At 39.3% G+C, this 20545-nt stretch carries 19 protein-coding genes; 10 read left to right on the top strand and 9 right to left on the bottom strand.

Going from position 1 to position 20545, the window contains the following annotated elements; all coding sequences use genetic code 11:
* The first annotated feature begins 534 nt into the window (after nt 1–534).
* Entirely contained in the window at nt 535–1677 is a 1143-nt protein-coding gene (asd, locus tag H5162_RS16800) for an aspartate-semialdehyde dehydrogenase (RefSeq protein WP_182731235.1), read from the top strand.
* A gap of 115 nt (nt 1678–1792) precedes the next feature.
* Here asd and H5162_RS16795 read toward each other — a convergent pair whose 3' ends face one another.
* Nucleotides 1793–3538 carry a PAS domain S-box protein gene (locus H5162_RS16795; protein WP_182731234.1) on the bottom strand — a complete coding sequence of 582 codons (1746 nt, stop codon included), beginning with the start codon at nt 3536–3538 and terminating at the stop codon, nt 1793–1795.
* Between the two features lie 563 nt (nt 3539–4101).
* On the opposite strand from H5162_RS16795, the gene H5162_RS16790 reads away from it, so the two are divergent.
* Nucleotides 4102–6060 (top strand): methyl-accepting chemotaxis protein, encoded by a 1959-nt coding sequence (locus H5162_RS16790; RefSeq protein ID WP_182779038.1) that lies wholly within the window; start codon nt 4102–4104, stop codon nt 6058–6060.
* Between the two features lie 105 nt (nt 6061–6165).
* On the opposite strand, the gene H5162_RS16785 is transcribed toward H5162_RS16790, so the two are convergent.
* Together H5162_RS16785 and H5162_RS16780 are read right to left on the bottom strand one after the other, a co-directional pair.
* A complete protein-coding gene (locus tag H5162_RS16785; protein ID WP_182779036.1) occupies nt 6166–8430 on the bottom strand; it encodes a bifunctional diguanylate cyclase/phosphodiesterase in 2265 nt (754 codons plus the stop codon).
* A 186-nt stretch (nt 8431–8616) separates the two neighbouring features.
* Nucleotides 8617–9423 carry an ion transporter gene (locus H5162_RS16780; protein WP_182779042.1) on the bottom strand — a complete coding sequence of 269 codons (807 nt, stop codon included), beginning with the start codon at nt 9421–9423 and terminating at the stop codon, nt 8617–8619.
* 102 nt (nt 9424–9525) lie between these two features.
* On the opposite strand from H5162_RS16780, the gene H5162_RS16775 reads away from it, so the two are divergent.
* The 5 genes from H5162_RS16775 (at nt 9526) to H5162_RS16755 (ending at nt 11506) form a co-directional block, all read left to right on the top strand.
* Nucleotides 9526–9771 carry a hypothetical protein gene (locus tag H5162_RS16775; RefSeq protein WP_145239155.1) on the top strand — a complete coding sequence of 82 codons (246 nt, stop codon included), beginning with the start codon at nt 9526–9528 and terminating at the stop codon, nt 9769–9771.
* Nucleotides 9764–10045 carry a hypothetical protein gene (locus H5162_RS16770; RefSeq protein ID WP_145239153.1) on the top strand — a complete coding sequence of 94 codons (282 nt, stop codon included), beginning with the start codon at nt 9764–9766 and terminating at the stop codon, nt 10043–10045. Before H5162_RS16775 ends, H5162_RS16770 begins: the two co-directional genes overlap by 8 nt.
* 180 nt (nt 10046–10225) lie before the next feature.
* On the top strand, nt 10226–10420 hold the full coding sequence (locus H5162_RS16765) for a YwbE family protein (protein ID WP_145239148.1): 195 nt from the start codon (nt 10226–10228) through the stop codon (nt 10418–10420).
* A complete protein-coding gene (locus H5162_RS16760; RefSeq protein ID WP_145239146.1) occupies nt 10417–10935 on the top strand; it encodes a DUF4240 domain-containing protein in 519 nt (172 codons plus the stop codon). Before H5162_RS16765 ends, H5162_RS16760 begins: the two co-directional genes overlap by 4 nt.
* A 106-nt stretch (nt 10936–11041) precedes the next feature.
* The gene (locus H5162_RS16755; RefSeq protein ID WP_182779034.1) at nt 11042–11506 is read left to right on the top strand and encodes a hypothetical protein; all 465 of its coding nucleotides are present in this window, start codon (nt 11042–11044) and stop codon (nt 11504–11506) included.
* 22 nt (nt 11507–11528) lie between these two features.
* Here the strand turns inward: H5162_RS16755 and H5162_RS16750 are convergent, their stop codons facing one another.
* From H5162_RS16750 to H5162_RS16740, 3 genes are all read right to left on the bottom strand, one after another.
* Nucleotides 11529–12791 (bottom strand): Y-family DNA polymerase, encoded by a 1263-nt coding sequence (locus tag H5162_RS16750; RefSeq protein WP_182779032.1) that lies wholly within the window; start codon nt 12789–12791, stop codon nt 11529–11531.
* Nucleotides 12779–13192 (bottom strand): LexA family transcriptional regulator, encoded by a 414-nt coding sequence (locus H5162_RS16745; RefSeq protein ID WP_145239137.1) that lies wholly within the window; start codon nt 13190–13192, stop codon nt 12779–12781. The genes H5162_RS16750 and H5162_RS16745 overlap by 13 nt, the downstream gene beginning before the upstream one ends.
* A gap of 82 nt (nt 13193–13274) precedes the next feature.
* Complete coding sequence (locus H5162_RS16740; RefSeq protein WP_145239134.1) at nt 13275–13694, bottom strand: MarR family winged helix-turn-helix transcriptional regulator; 420 nt, start codon at nt 13692–13694, stop codon at nt 13275–13277.
* Nucleotides 13695–13804: 110 nt separating this feature from the next.
* On the opposite strand from H5162_RS16740, the gene H5162_RS16735 reads away from it, so the two are divergent.
* Nucleotides 13805–14557 carry a siderophore-interacting protein gene (locus H5162_RS16735; RefSeq protein WP_182735181.1) on the top strand — a complete coding sequence of 251 codons (753 nt, stop codon included), beginning with the start codon at nt 13805–13807 and terminating at the stop codon, nt 14555–14557.
* A gap of 240 nt (nt 14558–14797) precedes the next feature.
* Here the strand turns inward: H5162_RS16735 and H5162_RS16730 are convergent, their stop codons facing one another.
* From H5162_RS16730 to H5162_RS16720, 3 genes are read right to left on the bottom strand one after another with little or no spacing between them, the layout of a single operon-like run.
* The gene (locus tag H5162_RS16730) at nt 14798–15754 is read right to left on the bottom strand and encodes a sugar kinase (protein WP_182731228.1); all 957 of its coding nucleotides are present in this window, start codon (nt 15752–15754) and stop codon (nt 14798–14800) included.
* Nucleotides 15755–17242, bottom strand: coding sequence for a UxaA family hydrolase (locus H5162_RS16725; RefSeq protein WP_182779030.1), 1488 nt, complete (start codon nt 17240–17242; stop codon nt 15755–15757). It lies immediately after the preceding gene.
* Between the two features lies 1 nt (nt 17243).
* On the bottom strand, nt 17244–18701 hold the full coding sequence (locus H5162_RS16720; RefSeq protein WP_182779028.1) for a tagaturonate reductase: 1458 nt from the start codon (nt 18699–18701) through the stop codon (nt 17244–17246).
* Between the two features lie 185 nt (nt 18702–18886).
* On the opposite strand from H5162_RS16720, the gene H5162_RS16715 reads away from it, so the two are divergent.
* On the top strand, nt 18887–19651 hold the full coding sequence (locus H5162_RS16715; protein WP_182735178.1) for an SDR family oxidoreductase: 765 nt from the start codon (nt 18887–18889) through the stop codon (nt 19649–19651).
* Between the two features lie 23 nt (nt 19652–19674).
* On the top strand, nt 19675–20517 hold the full coding sequence (kduI, locus tag H5162_RS16710; protein WP_145239116.1) for a 5-dehydro-4-deoxy-D-glucuronate isomerase: 843 nt from the start codon (nt 19675–19677) through the stop codon (nt 20515–20517).
* The last annotated feature ends 28 nt before the right edge of the window (nt 20518–20545 follow it).

Genomic DNA, 20545 nt, shown 5'->3' with positions numbered 1-20545 from the left:
TCAACTATCAACTATCAACTATCAACTATCAACTATTACGGTTGGGTTGGGTTGATGTAGATAAGCTTTTTGTTGAGCCCGATGTGTGTTCAACACTGGCAAAAGAAGTATTCGATTCTACATTGATTTCGTTAATATTTGCAGATACACCTAAAGATAGAAAAGTATAATGTTTTCATTTTTTTTGATTCCTTTTAATAAATAAAATAATACACAATACATCTGACTATAAAATGCGAAATGATTATAAATCTTGTTTATTGCATTCTTATTAACTTACTTATGTACAGATAGTCAGTTTCATATTGCAAAAAAATAGCAACAGATGAATCAGTTGGATGTCAAAAACACCGGTCTTTTACAATGACGCACAATAATCATAACTATTAGAAATATGATTATTGACTCAAGATGAAAAAATTTTATGTTCTATGAGTAACACTGGTGTTGCCTCGATCACAGTGCTAGATTGTTCGTTCTAAAAATTAAATCTCACGCAATGAATTTTAATTTTTAACGTATTAGGTATTTCTTATGACTCAAACAGTGGAACAAACAATGAAAAAAGTAGGATTGGTCGGATGGCGGGGCATGGTTGGCTCAGTGTTATTAGAGCGTATGCAACAAGAAAATGATTTTGCTCATATCGACACCACTTTTTTTACCACCTCACAAACCGGTCAGCTTGGCCCTGATTTAGCGGGTCCTGCAAAACCATTACTTAATGCAATGGATTTTGAATCGCTGGCAAAAATGGATATTATTATCACCTGTCAAGGTGGTGACTACACTAAAGCTGTGTATCCACAATTACGTGAAGCAGGCTGGGACGGCTATTGGATTGATGCGGCATCAGCACTGCGTATGAGCGATGACAGTATTATTGTACTTGATCCGGTCAATAAAGATGTGATTGAACAAGGTCTTGAGCAAGGCGTAAAAACCTATGTGGGTGGTAACTGCACAGTGTCACTCATGTTATTAGCATTGGGTGGTTTATTTGAGCAAGACTTGATTGAGTGGGTAAGCCCAATGACTTATCAAGCTGCATCGGGTGCCGGTGCTCGCAATATGAAAGAGCTCATTGCGCAAATGGGCTCTATTCATGCAAGTGTGGCTGACAAGCTAGCTGATCCACAAGCCGCTATTTTAGAAATTGATAAACTAGTCACACAGCAAATAGCCTCAAGCGATTTACCGCAAGAGCAATTTGGTGTGCCGTTAGCAGGCAGTCTTATCCCATGGATTGATGTGCCAATGCCATCGGGTCAATCTAAAGAAGAATGGAAAGCGCAAGTTGAAGCGAACAAAATTTTAGGTTCATCTAAACAGCCTGTGCCTATTGACGGTTTATGTGTGCGCATTGGTGCAATGCGCTGTCATAGCCAAGCTATGACCATTAAACTACGTGAAGATATTAGCGTCGAGAAAATAGAACAGATTTTAGCCTCACACAATGAGTGGGTTAAAGTTATCCCTAATGAGCGTGATATCACTGCTACGGATTTAACCCCAGTTAAAGTAACTGGTACATTAAGTATTCCTGTAGGGCGTATTCGTAAGTTAGCAATGGGACCTAAATATATTAGTGCTTTTACCGTTGGCGATCAGTTATTATGGGGTGCTGCAGAGCCACTGCGTCGTATGCTACGCATTATTGTTGATAATAAACATTAGTTTATTAGCTGCCATTTATTACAGTTAATATGGAGGGCTGGCAATGTGCCAGCCCTTTTACTTTTAAACACACTTAGTTGCGCGTGAATAGCCAGCAAATATAGTACGATGTTAATTAACGATTAATGCGTTCAAGTGAGTCTGCTAATTGGTCAATTCGGGTCCGTGTTGCATCTACTAAATCACTGATCTGATCAGCTGATCCTGACGAACGACTTGCCAGCTCTCTAACTTCTGATGCGACTACGGCAAAACCTCGGCCAGCATCACCAGCACGAGCAGCTTCAATAGCGGCATTCAAAGCTAGTAGGTTTGTTTGTCCTGCAATACCAGAAATACTGCCAACAATGTCACCGATTTGATTACCCACTTTTAAGAGTTCTTGCATTGCCTGATGTGTTTCTTTTAGTGCAATTTGACGATCAGTAATATCTACACCAAACACTACGTAACGTGTTACTTGATCAGAAAAATCCTTCAATTCACAAACCTGTGCATCGAACGAACGTTGAACTTGTTGTTTATCTGTAAATTCAACGACCAAACTTAGTTGCTCGTCTTGATTGATAGTTGTGCTCTGCTGCTTTTGAAGTTGTTGCCATATGGTATTCGCTGCTACTTTTGCTGCCTCGTTACTGCCCACTTTTTCAAGGAACAGTTTATTCATATTCACGAGCTCACCTGTAGGCTGAAATTCAACAACCATTAACGACCCATTAATGAGGGCTAATCGATCAAGAGAGTCTTTGGCTGATTGTTTAGTTACAGTAATGTCAGCTTGCACAGAGACATAACGATGTACTTTTCCTTGTTCGTTAAATACAGGATTAATTGACATAGCAATCCAATATGGTTTGCCTTGTTTATTATAATTTAATATCTCTTCATAAAAGGGCTGCTTTTGGCTAAGCTTATTGCGAATATTTGCAATGGTTTGGGGATCGGTGTCATTGCCCTGCAAGAATTTACCAGGTATTTTCCCTTTCACTTCATCGAGTTGGTAACCTGTCATTGTTTGAAAACCATTATTTACATAAAGAATTTCACCTTGTTCATTGGTGATAACAACGGCGTTACTGGTCTCATTAGCCACTAGCGATAACATTTCAACTTCTTCGCGTTTCGATACTTCATCGGTGACATCTTTTACAAACGCAGTATATAAAATCTCATCGCCGACAACGACTTTAGCTAAAGTAATTAAGCCCCAGCGAATAGTCTTTTCGCGAGTATGAATTGGTAATTCTATTGGCTTACCAATTAGCCGATTAACCCCGGTATCACGGTTACGATTGACGTAACTGTCGTGTTTGCTGCGGTGCTCTGGTGCTACCAACATTTTAATATTTTGACCGATCATTTCCTCACGGCTATAGCCCCATATTTTCTCAGCCGCGGGATTAGCAAAAATGATCAAGTTTTGACTGTCGATAGTTATTACACCATCGTGAGCTTGCTCTAGAACTTGTTCAGTCATTGAGCGCTCATCACGCTCTTTACTGCAATCGCGGGCAAACGCTGTGTAGTAAAGCTTTTTGCCCATTTTTACTTGAGATAAAGTTATATTGATCCAGGTTGTTGAACCATCTTTACGCTCTATTTGCAGTTCAACGGCAGAGCCAACAATCCGATCTTCGTTAGTTGCACGGTGGCGATTTACATAACTATCATGGTTTTTTTGATGAACTTTTGGTACTAACATACGAACATTTTTACCAAGTACTTCTTCAGCTTTATATCCCCAGAGTGTCTCGGCAGCATGGTTGATGTATACAACGTCATTATTATCATTAATGGTTATAACTGCGATTACAGTTTGGTCCATTGAACGTTTAGACAAATCATTATTTTTGAAAAACATGAAAAACCTTTTCATTTTAGTGTATTAACACACCAGTTTGCAGATGCTATTAGGCGTATTCAGGCTGTTTATTAGCAGTGTGTATTCGCTTTCTAAGAGCGATGAAATATTAGATAAGAGAAAGAGAAGTTAAGTAGCAGGGTTAGCCATATAACGAGCGTAATTCATTTGAAAATAAAATTAGTTATAAAATACATTACTCAGATAGTAGATACATCCTAAACAAGCTTTACAAACATTAGTCTGAGTTATTTAGCGTAACTCCTACCCGTCGAACGTTCTGAATGAACTATTGGATCAGTCGCAGCTATAATTATTTTCAGCAATAGGGTGACATCAAGAGGACAAGAGGATGAAATTCTAAACACTCATTGAATTATAGACCCTTGATTGATATATAGCTAACTTTCTCGAAAACGCAGTAATTAAACTCGCCATTAGCATTGTTTTTATTGTTGTCTTACCTCGCTTTAGTTTTGTTACGGTTTAATTAGCTTGATAGTTTCTTGCTGAATACTCAACAGCTTACTATATTTATGAGAGTATTTATTTGGCCTTCTGTTATGAATATATCAAAAAAGTTAAAACTATCTTTTGCCTCAGCTATCGCCTTACCTCTTTTTATTATTGCGGCGCTAGTGATCACGCAAACAAGAGACCAAGCGCTTGATAACTTTGCGCAAATGAGCGAAAGAGAAGCACGGCAAATAGATAATGGTATTGCTATGTTTTTTTCTGAAATAGAAAAAAATGTTGATTATCTAGCTTCACATCAAATGGTCTTAGCTGCTAAACAAGATGTCAAAGCTCATGTTGACACAAATAATCCAGTGATGCTGAAACATCTCCAAGGCAGCAGTGTTGAGCGTGCCGCATTTCAACAGTTTGATCACTTCGGCCAAACTCACCCTGGGCTTGCTTATATTTATATGGGTAATGAACAAGGTGGTTATATTCAGTGGCCAGCGGGAGAAGTTAATGCTAATTATGACCCACGATCTCGACCTTGGTATTTAACAGGTAAATCTGCAAGTGGTAAAACGGTTCGCACTAGTGCTTATTATTGGGCAGCTGACGATATGGTTATTGTCTCTACCGTAAAAGCAATAAAAGATAATGGACAAATTATCGGTGTACAGGGAATGGATGTTTCTTTGCAAGGACTGACAGAAATTATTGCTAATATTAAGCTGGGTGAAACCGGTTACTTAATGTTGATTGAAGATACGGGAAATATACTTGTTGATGTTAAAAATGAAGATTTTCGTTTTAAACGTTTGGCAGATATTGCGGATGGTAAATACAAACAGTTAGCTGCAAATACACAAGGTCAGTTTGAAATTGTCATCAATAACAAAGATTTTATTGCCAATATATATACTTCAGCTAAGTTAGGCTGGAAATTTATTGGCTTAGTTGAAAAGTCAGAGGTGATGAGCGCCGCAAACACCATGACCGTTACAATTTTAATTATTAGTGCGGTGCTAATTATTGTATTCATTTTAATCGCAAGTTATATCTCAAAAGTAATTTCTTCACCTATAGTTGAAGTCAGTGATGGCCTGGCTGAAATTGCGCAAGGCGGTGGTGACCTAACTCGACGGCTCACGATAAAAACTAAAGATGAGACGGCAAAGCTTGCCAATAGTTTTAACCTATTTTTAAACTTGATTGCTGATTTAGTAAGACAAATCAACGAGTGTGCATTAGATGTAAGCGGTACATCAGAGCAAACTTCTACACAAGCATCGCAATTAACTCGTTCTACCTCCCAACAACAACAAGCACTGGAAATGGCGGCAACTGCAATTAATCAAATGGCTGCGACAGCCAACGAAGTAGCTTCAAGTTGTGCTAATGCGGCAGATCTGGCTATGCAAACGCAACAGGCATCAGAGATAGGTCAAACAGTGATCACAGAGACCGTTCAAAGCGTGGTTGTTTTGAGCGAAGTGATAAGTAAAGCAACGGATGATATATCGCAACTTGACACTGAAAGTGAAAATATCATGTCAATTTTAGGCGTTATAAGAGGCATTGCTGAGCAAACTAATTTGCTTGCTTTAAATGCTGCAATAGAAGCTGCTAGAGCGGGGGATCATGGTCGTGGTTTTGCTGTCGTTGCAGATGAAGTACGTGCATTGTCGAAACGTACGTCTGAATCCACTGAAGAGATTGCTACGCAATTAGACAAATTACGTAGCATGTCTGGCCAAGTCACTACTGAAATGAAACGCAGTTTAGACAGCACTAATAAAACGGTTGAACTATCCCATGCTGCACAGCTGCAATTTACGGAAATAACAGCGTCTATTGTTAATATTAGTGACTTAAATACGCAGATAGCAACCGCTGCAGAAGAGCAGCAGCATGTCGCTGAAGATATAAATCGCAATGTTATAGAAATCAAAAATGCGGCTGATGATGTTAGTGAAATTGCTGCCAATACCAGTAATAATGGCGATAAATTAAAAACCTTATCACACGTTCTTACTGATCTAGTTGGAAAATTTAAAGTGTAGTAATAACAGTGGCTAAGAATAAAATACAAGCTGACAATACCGCTCATTAGTCTTCAATGCGAATACTCCAGTCAGCTTAATAGCCGATTCTATTTTTTTCCGGTATTAACTTGTTGGTATTTTTTGCGGATTAAAATTCAAACCTTGTTGTTTTATGTGCTCGTTATAGTGGGAGGCAGATAATGGTTTTGAGAAATAAAAGCCTTGAAATTCTTTACACCCCATATTTGCCATAATTTCAACTTGTTGTTGTGTTTCAACTCCCTCAGATACGCATTTTATACCTAGCTCATCACACATGACGTGAATTGCTTTTACTAAGCTCTTTTGCCTTGTAGAGCTTGTAACTTGACTTATTAGCGAGCGATCAAGTTTTAGCTTATTTATTGGATATTCGGCTAAGCGGGCAATATTTGAATAGCCCACGCCAAAGTCATCAACAGAAATTGTGAATCCCCATGATTGTAGGCTCTGCATCAGTGCCAAGGAATATTCTTGGTTCGCTTCTAATGACGTTTCGGTGAGTTCTAATTCAATTTGACTTGGTTTGACATTAAAGTCCGCTAAATATTTTACTAATTTTGACATGAAATCGCTTTGGCCAAAATCAAGCAATGATATATTTATTGCTACTGGCACTAATGGGACTTTGTCTTTGGTCCACGTTGCAATTTGAGTACAGACCTTTTGAATTATTAGATCTGTGAGCCGGCTGATCATCCGGTATTCCTCTGCGATAGGAATAAACACCGCAGGTGATACAACACCAAGAGTTTTACTGTTCCAGCGTGCTAATGCTTCAAGTCCAATGCACTTGCCGTCATGTGTTACTTTAGGTTGATAGTGTAACTCTAACTCGGCGTTATGAAGTGCTTCGTCTAATAACATTGATATTTCATGTTTTTCTAAAAATGCTTGTGAGCGTTTTTCATCATAACCATTAATAGGGCGATGATTATCAGCAAGTTTTAATGCCTCTATTGCGTTATTCAATACAGTAGCACTGCTTTTTCCTTGTCTTGGAAAGTTAGAAAAACCAAATAAAAACGACTGTTGGTATTTTCTGCCCCGCATTATATAAGGTTCATCAAGCGCATGTTTAACTTCGTTTAAAAGCTTATGCTCTATTTTGTTAGCTGAGCTTGTAGTTATTATAAATGCTAATTTATTATTACCTACATGAGCGCACAGAACGAGGTCTTCATTAGAGTCTTTTAAGCGCTTATAAGCTGATACTAAATGTGCTTTTGCATCAGCTTTACTGTATTTGAGATTTAAATATTCATTATTCGCGCTCTGGGTGACCACAATATAGAAATCACCTTGGTACTTTGCTGCAAATCTTTCACACTGAAGCTCAAACCATTCTCTATTGGGAAGGTGTGTTTGACCATCGCTGTAACGTAAACGTTTGTTTTCTTGCTCCATTGCTAATAAGTTTTGTTTTATTTGATGTTGTTCAGTGCAGTCATCAAAGCGCAGCACACAATAATCAGAGTCAGTAACTTGCTGGTAATGTACAGTTTTATAGGTGTTTTTATATTTAAATACTCGGTTCTTTTGTGGGTTAGCTGCAATCACAAGATTAGGTAATAATTTATCGAGTTTAACGGTGCTGTTTTTAACTGTTGCTTTGAAATCAAATAACATTTTCGCTTGACTGTTAAAATCTATAACGGTGTTTTCACTATCGATAATTATTTTTGCAATACTTGATTCAGTAAAAAATGTTCTATAAAGCTCATTTTTTGCTGCTAGATGACTATTTGATTCTGCCATGGTTTGATTTAAACGTTTAGCTGCAACTATGGTGCGTGCAACCGCAAGCGGAATACAGATATTAAAGATTAAGAATAATAATCCTGATATATACCAGTCTGAATTTGGTAGTTGCGTATTTATGGAGGTAAGAGATGAAATATCAATGTTGTATATTATAAAATAAAAAGGCACGATATTTAGAATCGCATAACTTAGCGCGGTTCTCACACCTAATAGCATCAACGCAATGATAGGACAGGCATACATATACATAGAGCCTATTTTTGCAAGGTTGATATCTGTTAAAAAGAGATTAATTGAGATTGTTGCAGCAACAATACTGAGTAGCAGCGCATGGGCACATAAAGTAAAGCATTTACGGCTAGCTAGAAGTAAGATGGCCATTGTGGCAAAAAAGCTCGCGCAAAGCACAATTACATGGATTAAGTTGAACTCAATTGCGGCGTTTAAAGTATCGCAAAGCACTGCAAAACATAGAATAACACCAGCTGCTAAAATAATGCGTAATGCACTGATACGCCAGTTAGGTATTCTAACATTTGAATTAACGTGATCTGATAATAAAAAGTATCTTCTGAAGTAATGCATTATAATTGGTGTAAATTTATCATATTTTTATTAGACCATTGATAAATAGCTAAAAGCAATAATTTATTAGTTTTAGATTTTACACTAGGAATAAATGCTTGGTTTATCGGCTGGCTACAGATGAACTTAGTTATAATTGCAGTAGCACCTAAGCTTTTATATTCTTAGGTGCTAGTTTATCAATACTTAGTTTTTGGGTTTTAACAGTGTTTTTAGTTCTGCTATTTGTGCCTTTAGCTCATTGATTTGTCCTTGGGTTGCCGGCAATGAATCTACATCGGCTTGCTCTTCCCGGGCATTACGATGTTCCTGTGACATAACTTCTAAAATAGCGCCTACCATCATGTTTAAAAATACGAAAGCGGTTAAGAATATAAAGGTAAGGTAGTAAATCCAACTCAACTTATAGACAGCCATGGTTTCGTACATGACGTCGGTCCAATCTTCAAAGGTTGCTATTCTGAACAGAGTTAACATTGAAATTGATACGTCTCCCCATAGGACTGGGTTTATATCAGAAAATAACATGCTACCAGTTGCGGCATAAATATAGAAAATAACAAACATTAATAGTGCAATGTAGCCCATTTGCGGTATGGCTTTTAATAATGAATTAACCAACAAACGCAGTTCTGGCACCATAGAGACTAAACGTAGTACACGGAATATTCGTAATAAACGGGCTATAAAAATGGTCGAACCTGCAGCTGGGTATAAACTGCCAATAACGATTATAAAGTCAAAAATATTCCAGCCTTTGCTAAAAAAGGCTTTTAAGCCTTTACTTGCAACATAGCGGATAATTAGTTCTATTAAGAAAAACACCGTGATGCCAACGTCCATCCAATGTAAAGCAAATTCAACAGTGGGGTGTAACGAATAAGTGTGTGCACCAACAGTGAGCGCTGATACGACAATAACGGCGATAACAAATGATTGAAATAGTTTACTTTTATCGATACGCTGGAACAGCTCTTGTAACTGCGACAACATCATAATTAGCCCTTAACGGTTATAGATATAAAACGTTTGCAATATACAGCAAAATCGTCACGGATGAATTACTTTTCCAGTTTAAAATGTAAGGAATTTTTAATGCTTTTCAATAGGCTAAAATGGGTTGTAAGTGCCTTCGCGGTTCTGTTTTTAACCGCTTGTAGTACTGATGCCCGCTATCACGAAGTTCAAGCTGCTCGCTTAGGCGAATGTAGTCATATGGCAGATAAAGAATACCATCAATGTATAAAGCGCCAAGAAGACGGTTACAAAGAATTTAAACAGCAGCAAGATATAGTCCCAGAGAACGACTTAAGCCAAGAGCACACCACTAAAAATGACTAAAACGCAAAAGCAGCTCGATAAATTATTGCGCGCTACTTTAACTGGCGCATGCGAGCAGATCAAAGATCATCTAACAGACTTTAGTTGGTTAACTCATCATATAGATTTAAAAAAACCAGCTACATCACTTAAAGTCAGATGTTATTTTATTGATGCTCTTGCACTTGAGCAGGCAAAACAAAAGCAACAGCTAGCGTTAGTCGAAAGTATTATAGTAACAGAGCTGGCTGTTATTAACTTAACCCCTCAAGAGGTTCTGTTTTTAGCTGATTAAATTTAAGGAAAATCGATGTGTCTAATGTAATCAATAATCAAAATCCAGACTGATTGTTTATTGCACAAGCAAAGCTCAGGTTAACTATCAGAGCGTGAAAACACAACGATTACGGTGCTTTAGTTTGGTATCAAGATGACATACAGCTATAATCCAACAAAATAGTAAAAGAGATCCATTATGGCAGTTCCTACTCGTTCACAAATCACCCCTGGCACCGAAGTTAATATCGTTTTAAAACAAGATCAGCGTAGCGGCACATTAACGCAAGGTGTTGTTGAGCGCCTTTTGACTAAATCACCCAATCATCCGCATGGTATTAAAGTGCGCTTAGAGGATGGTCAAGTAGGGCGAGTGAAAGAGATTTTGTCATGAGTGCACTTACTTTAAGCGAATTCTGGCAATTAGTTACCGTTGCAGATAGAACCGCAGAGCCAGAATCAGTCAGTGAACGTTTAAAAGGTTTACTTACAGATTTAAGCGATGCACAGCTCATTGAATTTGATAAGCAATTTAGCATTTGTATGCGCCAAAGTTATACTTGGGAGCTATTCGGTGCTGCGTTTGTAATGGCCGGTTGCAATGATGAATACGGTTTCTCAGAATTTCGTTGTTGGTTAATTTCTCGTGGTGAAGCAGCTTTTAATGCTGCGCTTGAAAATGCTGATTCTTTGGCTGATTGCACTCCTGTTTATCATTTAAACGAGCAGCCTTATCCTTACTTAGATGAGTATGACTTGATCGCTGGTTTATTATATGAACAGCGTAATGAAGACGAATTACCCTTTGCTCCTTCAGGCCTTGATCAACCCAAAGGTAAGCGCTTTAAAGATAAGCCTAAATTTTTAAAGTTGGCATATCCGCAACTATTTGCTAAATATTGGCAGTAACATAATATTAAAAACCAACCATGACTCAGTATACTGGCTGGTTTTTATTTTAATCACCGTAGCTATGCTATGCTGAGTATATAAATCAATAAATGTCAGGTATTTAATGCGCTATCGTAAAGTATTACTGTGTTTAGTGTCGGTTTTTTTAAGTACAGTTGTCAGTGCTAAAACTGAGCTGCCAAGTAATAAGAGTCAGTTTATTAGTTTATTCAATACTAAGGTTGGTAGTTATCAATTGGTATCAGGTGAGGCTAAAATGTGTGCTGGTGGACAGTTAACATGGCTTGATGCAAATGAGCCTGATCTTGGCTTTAAGCTCGGTGATAAAATTATTTTTAATAACTTACACCATGGCACACAAACGAATAAAGTCGCTAACTTTTGTTTGGTCACTACTAAGTATAAATACACCACGCAAAGCATTACCATGTCACTACGCCATACTCGCTGTGAAAACGAGACAGATAATTTAGACACTAGCCAAACGCTGCGTTTTATTTCGCCTACAACGCTTGCGTACAGTGTAGAGAGAAGTAATGTTCGTTGTCAGTTTGAACTACAACTTTAAATTTAACGATAATGTGAGTTTTTTATAAATCACAACTTATTTTCGGTAAATGCTGCCAACGCGTTGTGTACTGAGGCGATAAAAATGCACGCTTCATATGCCATGCTTGGCTTAGTTGCTGACTTGCCAGAGTTAGCGTGTCGTAGCCGTATCGCTTATTAATTGAATCTAAACACTCCATTAGTTTTATGTTGTCTTGGCTAGGAGCAAATAGGTCGGGTTGTTGAAACTGTTGTGAACTAAGCTCGAGTGCACCCACACCACATTTATAAAAACGGACGTTGTATTGATATAGCTGCGTAAATATTTCGCTAATTGCTTTAGCAAATACACGGCTATCTGCGCTAGATACGGGTAACTCATACACTAATGATTTTTTATAGTAATGTGACTCATGGGGCGAGCTTGCCACAAATAGTAACAGGCGTTTAGTTAAGGAGCGTTGCTGACGTAGTTTGCGAGCGACAATAATACTGTGATTGATCAACGCTGTTTTTAATGCAACCGGATCAGTTAAACGTTCACCAAAACTACGGGTCGAAAAAATTTCACGCTTATCTTGGCGTACATCATCCCAATTTAAACACACAATGCCATTTAGCTCATTAACTGTACGCTCAAGCACTACGCTAAATAAACGTTTCATACGTTTTGGTGTTTGTTTGGCTAAATCAAGCGCGCTGTTAATGTTAAGTAGTTTGAGTTTTTTAGCTAAACGTTTGCCAACGCCCCATACATCAGCTACATCCATCGCGGCTAAAATATGTTGTCGTGCTTGTTCGCTATCAATCACTGCAATCCCATTAAAACCGTTGAGCTTTTTAGCAGCATGATTTGCGGCTTTAGCAAGGGTTGGTGTAGGGCCAAAGCCAACTCCAACAGGGAGTTTTGTTTCGCGCCAAACTGTGCGACGAATTAACTGGCCATACTGATGCCAGTCATTAATGAGTGGGGTAAAGCCGTTAAACTGCAAAAATGCTTCATCAATCGAATATACATGTTGGGTGTCGCAAAAACGGCTGATCACATTCATCATTTTATCGCTTAGATCCGCGTACAACTCATAATTAGATGAGCGAATAACCACCTTATGTTTGGCCAGTAAATGTTTAACTTTAAAGTAGGGCTGAAACTTAGGGATATTTAAGCGCCGCGCGATAGGACATATCGCACAAATGCAGCCATCGTTATTGGTTAATACTACAACAGGTTTTGAACGGATCGCTGGATCAAATACTTTTTCAGCGCTGGCGTAAAACGCCACTGCATCCACTAAGCAATACATTGGCGCAGCTCTGCACTAGAGCGATGTAATCGAATCGAACGAGTAACCACACCTTCTAATTGAAATTCATCACTATCAGTCAGTTGCACTGGGGGATATAAGTCCGATGCAGAGAGTAGCCGTGCATTAGTTTTATCTAATAATTTACAAACAAATAAACCATTTAAGTTAGCTACAATGACATCACCATTTTTAGCTTCTTCGGCGCGATCAACCAATAATAAATCGCCGTCAAAAATACCGACCTCTTGCATTGAGCAGCCGGATGCCACACCAATAAACGTCGCATCGGGGTGTTTGATCAATAGCTGATCCAGTGATAAACCAAGTTCTTTATACTGAGCGGCAGGTGATTCAAACCCGCATACGCCCGCTTCGATATAAATAGGAATAACAAACATAAATAATTAACCAAACACATATACTGTATAAGTGTACAGTATATGTGTTTTAGTTAACTTATGCCAAGTAATGAAGTTGCGATCACTGCATATTTTTAATCATTTTTTGAGCAGTATCTAAAAAGTCATTGATTTGTTGAGAGTTTAAGTTTTTGCACATTTGCTCATTAACATGCTGTTCGGCGTTTAATAGTTTGTCATAAAGAGCATGACCTTCAGAGGTAAACGATAAGATAAAGCAACGCTTATCGTGCTCACTGGCATCTTTGTCAATCAGCTTTAATGTAATTAGTTCTTTAACTAAGCGTGCAATTTGCGCTTTATCGCGCTGGGTTTGATTCACAATATCGTTAGCAGTGCAGTGAGTTGTCGCTGCAATAATATGTAGGCAACGCACATGCATTGCGTTTAACCCAAGCTCACCTGCATTAATAGCTTCTCGTATGGTAACGCGATAATTTTGCATTAAAGCAAATAATGTATTGGCCAATGAAGAGTTCATAATAAATCCATAATGGTTGACAAAGTCAATTAAATTGCTATAGTTGATTTTATCAACCAATGGGGCGTTGTGCAATTAAACACGTAAATAAACCTTCTGAGGAGATCAAAATGAGTAGAAAAGTACGTCGTGCAACCGTAATAAGCACAACAGCGATAGCCCCGCATTTAAAGCGTCTGGTTGTTGGCTCAGATGAGTTTCATGATTTTCCTGCGGATCAACAAGGTGCGTACGTAAAAGTACTATTACCACATGCTGGACAAGATGAGGTTGAAATTGACCTCAAAGCAGGTGAACCTGCACCTAAGCGCTCATATACAATCAGAGCTATAGATACTATTAACCATACAATTACGCTTGATTTTGTCGTCAATCAGCATCGTGGTATCGCAACTGATTGGGCTAAACAAGCAAAGCCTGGTGATAAACTCGCAATTGCAGGCCCTGGCCCTAAAAAGCTTGATGATTTTAGTCAGTCGCAGTATTTGATGATTGCTGATTTAACCTCAGTTAATGCTATTAACGGGTATTTACAGCAACTACCTGCAACAGCTGATGTTGATGTGATCATTCATGTTGCTGACGCGCAGGATGTTATCGAGCTCGATACAATCAAAGCACACAGCAAACACACTATAAATTGGTTAATTACAATGCAGCCGCAAATAGATGTGGTTGATCAGGCTTCAGTGCTATTGAATCAATATACGCAAAAACCATTGATTTTCATGGCGCTAGAAGCTGCTATTGTGCGCACCATTAAAGATTTAGCGATTGATAAATATGCAATACCGCGTGAGAAGATTGTCTGCTCAGCGTATTGGAAGCAAGGTGTTGATGCAGATGGCAAGCTAACGGTTTAATCACATTATTAGCAGCAAGTAAGGGAATTAGAGTGCATACCCATGAGAGGAAGTTTACTTAAACAAAATAAGCGTCTCACAGCACTTACTTTAGAATAAGTAAACTTAGGTATGCACTCAGGTTCGGTGTCGAGACGTTAAAGAGTCTTAACTAATCGATTTAAGTATTTAACCATTCTAGCGGGCTAAATAAAGCGCTCACTGTATTAGTAGTTTTTGATGTAGAGCAAGAAAAAATAGCTAAGCCTTTATTGTGTGTTTGATTGTAGCAATGTCTATCTCGACAATTGCTCCACGCTTTTGGATCACTTGGGCGGCCAGTAAATTACCCGCTTGTGCACATTGTTTTATAGGTTGCTCTGTTAACCACTGGGCTAAAAAGCCGGCGTTAAATGAGTCACCTGCGGCGGTAGTGTCGATCACTTTTTCTACAGCGACAGTATTAAACAGCTCGACTGAAATTGAATTATCAAGGTGTTTTTTACTGTATTGGCAGCCATCTGCGCCGAGTTTTACAACGACCTCGTGAGCGCCTTGTTGGTGCAAACGCTCGGTACATTGCGCAACATTACTATCTCCCCATAATTGTGCTTCATCGTCAAAGGTCACTAATGCTAAATCGGCTAGTGCGTATGCTTTATTATTGGCAAGGTGGCAGTGCATTTTGCTTGACCATAATGCAGGGCGATAGTTGCTATCATAAATAATTTTTATCCCTTGCTGTTTTAGTAACGCTAAATGGCTGAGTAAAGTATGGCAATCTTGCTCTGCTAAAATTGCCAGCGAGATCCCCGATAAATAAATAGCATCAACTTCGGCAAGGCTGGTTAGTACTTTTTTAAAATCAGTATGTTGCAATAAATATTTAGCGGCTGAGTCGCTACGCCAATACTGAAAAGTACGCTCCCCTGACACATCGTTTTGAATCATATACAAACCCGGTTGTTTGTTATGACTGAGCAGCACATTGTCAGTATTAATATGGTGAGCTTGCCATTTTTCAATCAGTGCACGACTTAGTGGATCAGTGCCCATGGCACTGACGTAATTGACGTTTACTTCATTGCCTGCGAGTTTTTTTAAGTAAATGGCGGTATTCATGCTGTCGCCGCCATAATTTTGTTGCATAGCAGTAAATGGTTGGCCGCTAAGCTCAACCATACATTCGCCAATAATTGCGATGGACTTAGGTGTCATTTATAACGTCACTCCTTTTTTCCAAATAGCGACTTCACGAATGTCGTTTATTTCATTGCAAGTTGGTTGGCCGTTTACGATGTTGACTAGCAGTTCAACAAACTCCCCGTGGACTTGCTCCATTGAGACATCGTTAATTAAAACGCCAGCGTCAAAATCTATCCAGCGTTTTTTCTTATTGGCAAGTTCTGAATTAGTAGCAATTTTTAACGTTGGCACAAATCCACCATAAGGCGTACCGCGGCCAGTGGTAAATAACACCATATGACAACCTGCAGCACCGAGCGCGCTGGTGGCAATCGGGTCGTTACCTGGCGCATCCAAGAGGTTTAACCCTGGCACTTGTAAGCGCTCGCCATAATGTAATACCGCTTGTACTTTGCTGGTGCCAGCTTTTTGCGTACAACCCAGTGATTTATCTTCTAAGGTGGTGATACCGCCTTTTTTATTGCCCGGTGATGGATTTTCATAAATAGGTTGATTATGCGCTTTGTAATAACCTTTAAAGTTATTCACCATGCTAACCAATTTATTAAAGGTCTCTTCGTCTTTACAACGCGACATCAACAAAGTTTCAGCACCAAACATTTCAGGTACTTCGGTCAGTACTGTGGTACCCCCTTGGGCAATTAGATAATCAGAAAAATAACCTAACATGGGGTTAGCTGTGATCCCCGATAGGCCGTCACTGCCACCACATTCAAGGCCAAATTTCACCTCTGATAATGTGCCTGGCTGGCGTTTATCTTGTTTTACTTGCGCATATATTTGTTCAAGTAAAGCCACGCCTTCTTCAATTTCATCGTCAGCTTGTTGGGTGATCAAAAATTTAATTCGGCTGTCATCGTAATTACCTAAACCATCACGAAAAGCTGGTAATTGGTTGTTTTCACAGCCTAAGCCAACGACTAAAGCACCACCTGCATTAGGGTGCAGTGCCATGTTTTGTAGGAGTATCCGTGTTGTGTCTAAATCATCGCCTAGCTGAGAGCAGCCAAATTGGTGAGGAAACGCATAAATGCCATCTATCTCTAACTGCGGGTTACGTTGTTTAAACTCTTTGATCATTTGATTGATCATGCCATTAACGCAGCCAACCGTAGGGATCAGCCAGATTTCATTACGAATGCCAATTTCACCGTTTTGTCTACGATAAATATTTACTTCAGGCGAAGGGGTCGCTTCACTTTGCTCAATAAACTCAGGAATATACTGATAATCCAGTTCATCATTGAGGGTGGTTTTAACGCAATGGGTATGCACCCAACCGCCTTTTTGAATATTCTCTAGGGCAAAGCCAATGGGGGCACCGTATTTAATAACATTCTCTTGTTTATTAATATCACGCAGCGCCACTTTATGGCCTTTATCAATGTTCTCATTGACTAAGATCTCTTCGCCATCAACGGGCAATATTTCACCAGCGGTGATATTACGCATTGCAATGGCAACATCATCAGTTGGGTGTAGTTTAATTAATGGTTTCATATTATTGGCCTAACTGGTTAGTAAGCGTAGTAGCTACACCTTCAGTGAGCATATTACGTAGGTGAGATGTAACGGTGGCAGTTAATTCAGGAAGTTCATTTAAATCACTTTCCCAATGCCATTGTGCCCCTAGTACTTGTTCAACAAGCGTGTTTAAGGATAGGGTGTTGTTATCAAAGTCATGCCACAGGGTATTAAATAGTTCTAGCCATTGTGGTGCATCGCTCAATTCAATTTGCTGCTCATTACGTAGGCCTTTATACATCAAAATTTGCCCTGCAATAGCCAATGCCATCATATTCGGTACGGCGTTATTTGTTTTCACATAGGTGTGCAACTGCGGCAAAATACGGGTCTTAAATTTAGTCATACTGTTGAGTGAAATAGCCAGTAATAAATGGCAAATATACGGATTTCTAAAGCGGTTCAGTACATCATTGGCAAAGCGCTTTAATTCATCTTCAGGTAAATCAAGAGTGGGAATAATTTCAGCAAAGATTAATTGTGTTAGGTATTTTTCAAACAAAGGATCGGCCAGCGCATCGCCCACAGAATCAATGTTCGCCATGTAAGCTAGTGGCACTAAGGCCGTATGAGCACCATTTAAAATACCGACTTTTTGTTGTTTGTAAGGTGAAATATCATCAACAATTTTTATATTTAGGTCGCTGTTTTGTAAGCATAGTAATTCTGCTAGATGCTGCGGTCCTTGAATAACAAACAAGTGAAAGTACTCAGCGGTTACCATAAAGTTATCTAAATAACCTAACGATTCTTGTAGTTGTTGATGCTCATCACGGGGGAAGCCTGTAACAATACGGTCAACTAAGCTTGAGCAAAAGTGGTTAGCTTCATTCAACCAGGTTGAAAACGCCTCAGGTAATTGCCAAAGTTGGCAGTATTGAAATACTATTTCTTTGAGTTTTTCGCCGTTGTAGTCAATTAACTCACAAGGGATGATCACCATGCCGCTGTCAGCTGAGCCATTAAAGTGATTAAAGCGATGGAACAGCCACTGCGTTAATTTAGCTGGGAATGCTTTAGCGGGTGCGTTATCGAGTTTATCAGTATCAATATATTCAATACCAGCTTCAGTGGTATTTGAAAAAATAATTTTCAGATCCGGATTCTCAGCTAATGCCATATAACGCGGAAAATCTTTATAGACAGGAATTTCTTCATTGATTGAACTAATAATACGGTGATCGGCAACTGTTTCACCTTGCTCGTTTAAGCCACGAATAATAGTGGTATACAAACCGTCTTGAACATTAAGTAAAGGAATTGCGTCATAATCAATAGGGCGGATCACCGCAACGCCGGCGTTTAGATCACTCGTTTCGTTGAGTTTATCAATTTGCCAATCGATAAAGGCACGCAAGAAATTCCCCTCACCGTATTGCATTATTTTTGTTGGGTATTTGTTTTTATTAAAGTTTTTTCTATTCAGTGCTTGCATAATATGAACCTATAAACGTTATATGGGCTGATTGATTTTTACATCTTAGCCACATTTGCCACCGGTGGCAAATAATATTTGACAAACTGCCACCGGTAGCGAAGAATGGGTGTTAACAAGTTTAGTTAATTCAATTTACATTGAGTTAGTAATTACGTAATAAATACTTTATACAGGAATTTTAAATGACAGCCACCTTGTTTGATCTAACTTCAAAAACAGCACTCGTCACCGGTGCAAGCCGCGGACTGGGTCAACAAATTGCACTGGGTTTAGCAGCTGCTGGTGCAAAGGTTATTTGCAGTAGTAGTAAAGAGCATGGCTGCCAAGCAACGTGTAAGATGATCAAAGACCGTAGCGGTGTAGCTTTTGATTATGCTGCTGATTTAAGTAATGCAGACTCAGTTAACGCATTAGCAAACAAAGCGTTAACTGAACATGGCGGGATTGATATTTTGGTCAATGTTGGCGGCACTATATTTCGCAGCCCTGCGGTGGATTACCCGTATGAGCAATGGCAGAATGTTATGAAAGTAAACCTTGATGCCAGTTTTTTATTGGCCCAAGCGGTTGCGCCAAACATGATCAAACAAGGGTTTGGCAAAATAATTAATATTGCCTCAATGCTGTCATACAGCGGCGGTATGACAGTCCCAGCATATACCGCGAGCAAACATGCGGTAGCGGGTCTTACCAAAGCGCTGGCAAACGAATGGGCGCAACACAATATTCAGGTTAATGCTATTGCGCCAGGTTATTTTAGAACCGATAACACCCAAGCATTACAAGATGATGCCGCCCGTAATAGTGAAATTGAAAAGCGTATCCCTGCGGGGCGTTGGGGTGAAGCAGAAGACTTAATTGGTTCAGCCATATTTTTATCATCAACAGCCAGTGACTATGTCAATGGCCATATTCTCGCGGTTGATGGTGGCTGGTTAGCACGATAATTTTTAATTTTAGGTAGCATGTTATGAGCACACAAATAGAGTCACGTTATGCCGTTGGTCCAAATGAAGTTAAAGGCTATGACACCCAACAGTTAAGAGATGAGTTTTTGGTCGACAAACTCATGCAAGAGAACACCATTTATTGGTTATACACTCACTACGAGCGTTTTATGGTGGGCAGTGCGGTGCCAACCAGCGCACCGCTTAGGTTAGAAACGGTAGACAACTTAAAAGCAGCAAACTTTTTAACGGGTAGAGAGCTTGGTGTGATCAATGTTGGCGGCAGCGGCACGGTGACTGCTGATGGAGAAGATTTTCAGCTTGGCTATAAAGATGCCTTGTATTTAGGTAAAGATACCAATGAGGTGCTGTTTACTAGTCATGACAGTGGCAATCCGGCAAAATTTTATCTTAATTCTGCACCAGCTCACCACAAATATCCAAATAAGTTAGTGACACGTAATGATGCCAATGTATTGCATTTAGGTGCGCTTGAAACCTCCAATGAGCGCGATATTAATCAGATGCTGATCAATACCGTAGTACAAACATGCCAACTACAAATGGGGCTAACGGAATTAAAACCAGGCAGCGTCTGGAATACCATGCCAGCTCATCAGCATGATCGTCGCAACGAAGTGTATTTTTATTTTGAAGTGCCAGAGCAGCAAGCGGTGTGTCACTTTATGGGCGAGCCGACTGAAACTCGCCATATTTGGGTACATAACGAGCAAGCAGTGGTATCGCCACCATGGTCAATTCACTCAGGTGCTGGCACACAAAACTACAGTTTTATTTGGGGCATGGCTGGTGAAAACCTCGATTATGATGATATGGATAAATATCAACCGAGCGAGCTGAGATAATCAGCTCTTTAATGATCATATAGCGATA

This window comes from Pseudoalteromonas sp. SR41-8, assembly GCF_014163915.1.
GTDB classification, from domain to species: Bacteria; Pseudomonadota; Gammaproteobacteria; order Enterobacterales; family Alteromonadaceae; genus Pseudoalteromonas; species Pseudoalteromonas rhizosphaerae.
The sequence above is the reverse complement of the archived record's forward strand: the minus strand, read 5'-3'. Positions and strand labels throughout refer to the sequence as shown.

What these genes read in the sequence shown, in the direction of transcription:
- H5162_RS16795 (WP_182731234.1), bottom strand. Translation starts at nt 3,538, where the DNA reads ATGTTTTTCAAAAATAATGATTTGTCTAAACGTTCAATGGACCAAACT.
- H5162_RS16775 (WP_145239155.1), top strand. Translation starts at nt 9,526, where the DNA reads ATGCTTTTCAATAGGCTAAAATGGGTTGTAAGTGCCTTCGCGGTTCTG.
- kduI (WP_145239116.1), top strand. Translation starts at nt 19,675, where the DNA reads ATGAGCACACAAATAGAGTCACGTTATGCCGTTGGTCCAAATGAAGTT.
- H5162_RS16720 (WP_182779028.1), bottom strand. Translation starts at nt 18,701, where the DNA reads ATGCAAGCACTGAATAGAAAAAACTTTAATAAAAACAAATACCCAACA.
- H5162_RS16760 (WP_145239146.1), top strand. Translation starts at nt 10,417, where the DNA reads ATGAGTGCACTTACTTTAAGCGAATTCTGGCAATTAGTTACCGTTGCA.
- H5162_RS16745 (WP_145239137.1), bottom strand. Translation starts at nt 13,192, where the DNA reads ATGTTTGTTATTCCTATTTATATCGAAGCGGGCGTATGCGGGTTTGAA.
- H5162_RS16770 (WP_145239153.1), top strand. Translation starts at nt 9,764, where the DNA reads ATGACTAAAACGCAAAAGCAGCTCGATAAATTATTGCGCGCTACTTTA.
- H5162_RS16730 (WP_182731228.1), bottom strand. Translation starts at nt 15,754, where the DNA reads ATGACACCTAAGTCCATCGCAATTATTGGCGAATGTATGGTTGAGCTT.
- H5162_RS16780 (WP_182779042.1), bottom strand. Translation starts at nt 9,423, where the DNA reads ATGTTGTCGCAGTTACAAGAGCTGTTCCAGCGTATCGATAAAAGTAAA.
- asd (WP_182731235.1), top strand. Translation starts at nt 535, where the DNA reads ATGACTCAAACAGTGGAACAAACAATGAAAAAAGTAGGATTGGTCGGA.
- H5162_RS16715 (WP_182735178.1), top strand. Translation starts at nt 18,887, where the DNA reads ATGACAGCCACCTTGTTTGATCTAACTTCAAAAACAGCACTCGTCACC.
- H5162_RS16750 (WP_182779032.1), bottom strand. Translation starts at nt 12,791, where the DNA reads ATGTATTGCTTAGTGGATGCAGTGGCGTTTTACGCCAGCGCTGAAAAA.
- H5162_RS16765 (WP_145239148.1), top strand. Translation starts at nt 10,226, where the DNA reads ATGGCAGTTCCTACTCGTTCACAAATCACCCCTGGCACCGAAGTTAAT.
- H5162_RS16785 (WP_182779036.1), bottom strand. Translation starts at nt 8,430, where the DNA reads ATGCATTACTTCAGAAGATACTTTTTATTATCAGATCACGTTAATTCA.
- H5162_RS16755 (WP_182779034.1), top strand. Translation starts at nt 11,042, where the DNA reads ATGCGCTATCGTAAAGTATTACTGTGTTTAGTGTCGGTTTTTTTAAGT.
- H5162_RS16725 (WP_182779030.1), bottom strand. Translation starts at nt 17,242, where the DNA reads ATGAAACCATTAATTAAACTACACCCAACTGATGATGTTGCCATTGCA.
- H5162_RS16735 (WP_182735181.1), top strand. Translation starts at nt 13,805, where the DNA reads ATGAGTAGAAAAGTACGTCGTGCAACCGTAATAAGCACAACAGCGATA.
- H5162_RS16790 (WP_182779038.1), top strand. Translation starts at nt 4,102, where the DNA reads ATGAATATATCAAAAAAGTTAAAACTATCTTTTGCCTCAGCTATCGCC.
- H5162_RS16740 (WP_145239134.1), bottom strand. Translation starts at nt 13,694, where the DNA reads ATGAACTCTTCATTGGCCAATACATTATTTGCTTTAATGCAAAATTAT.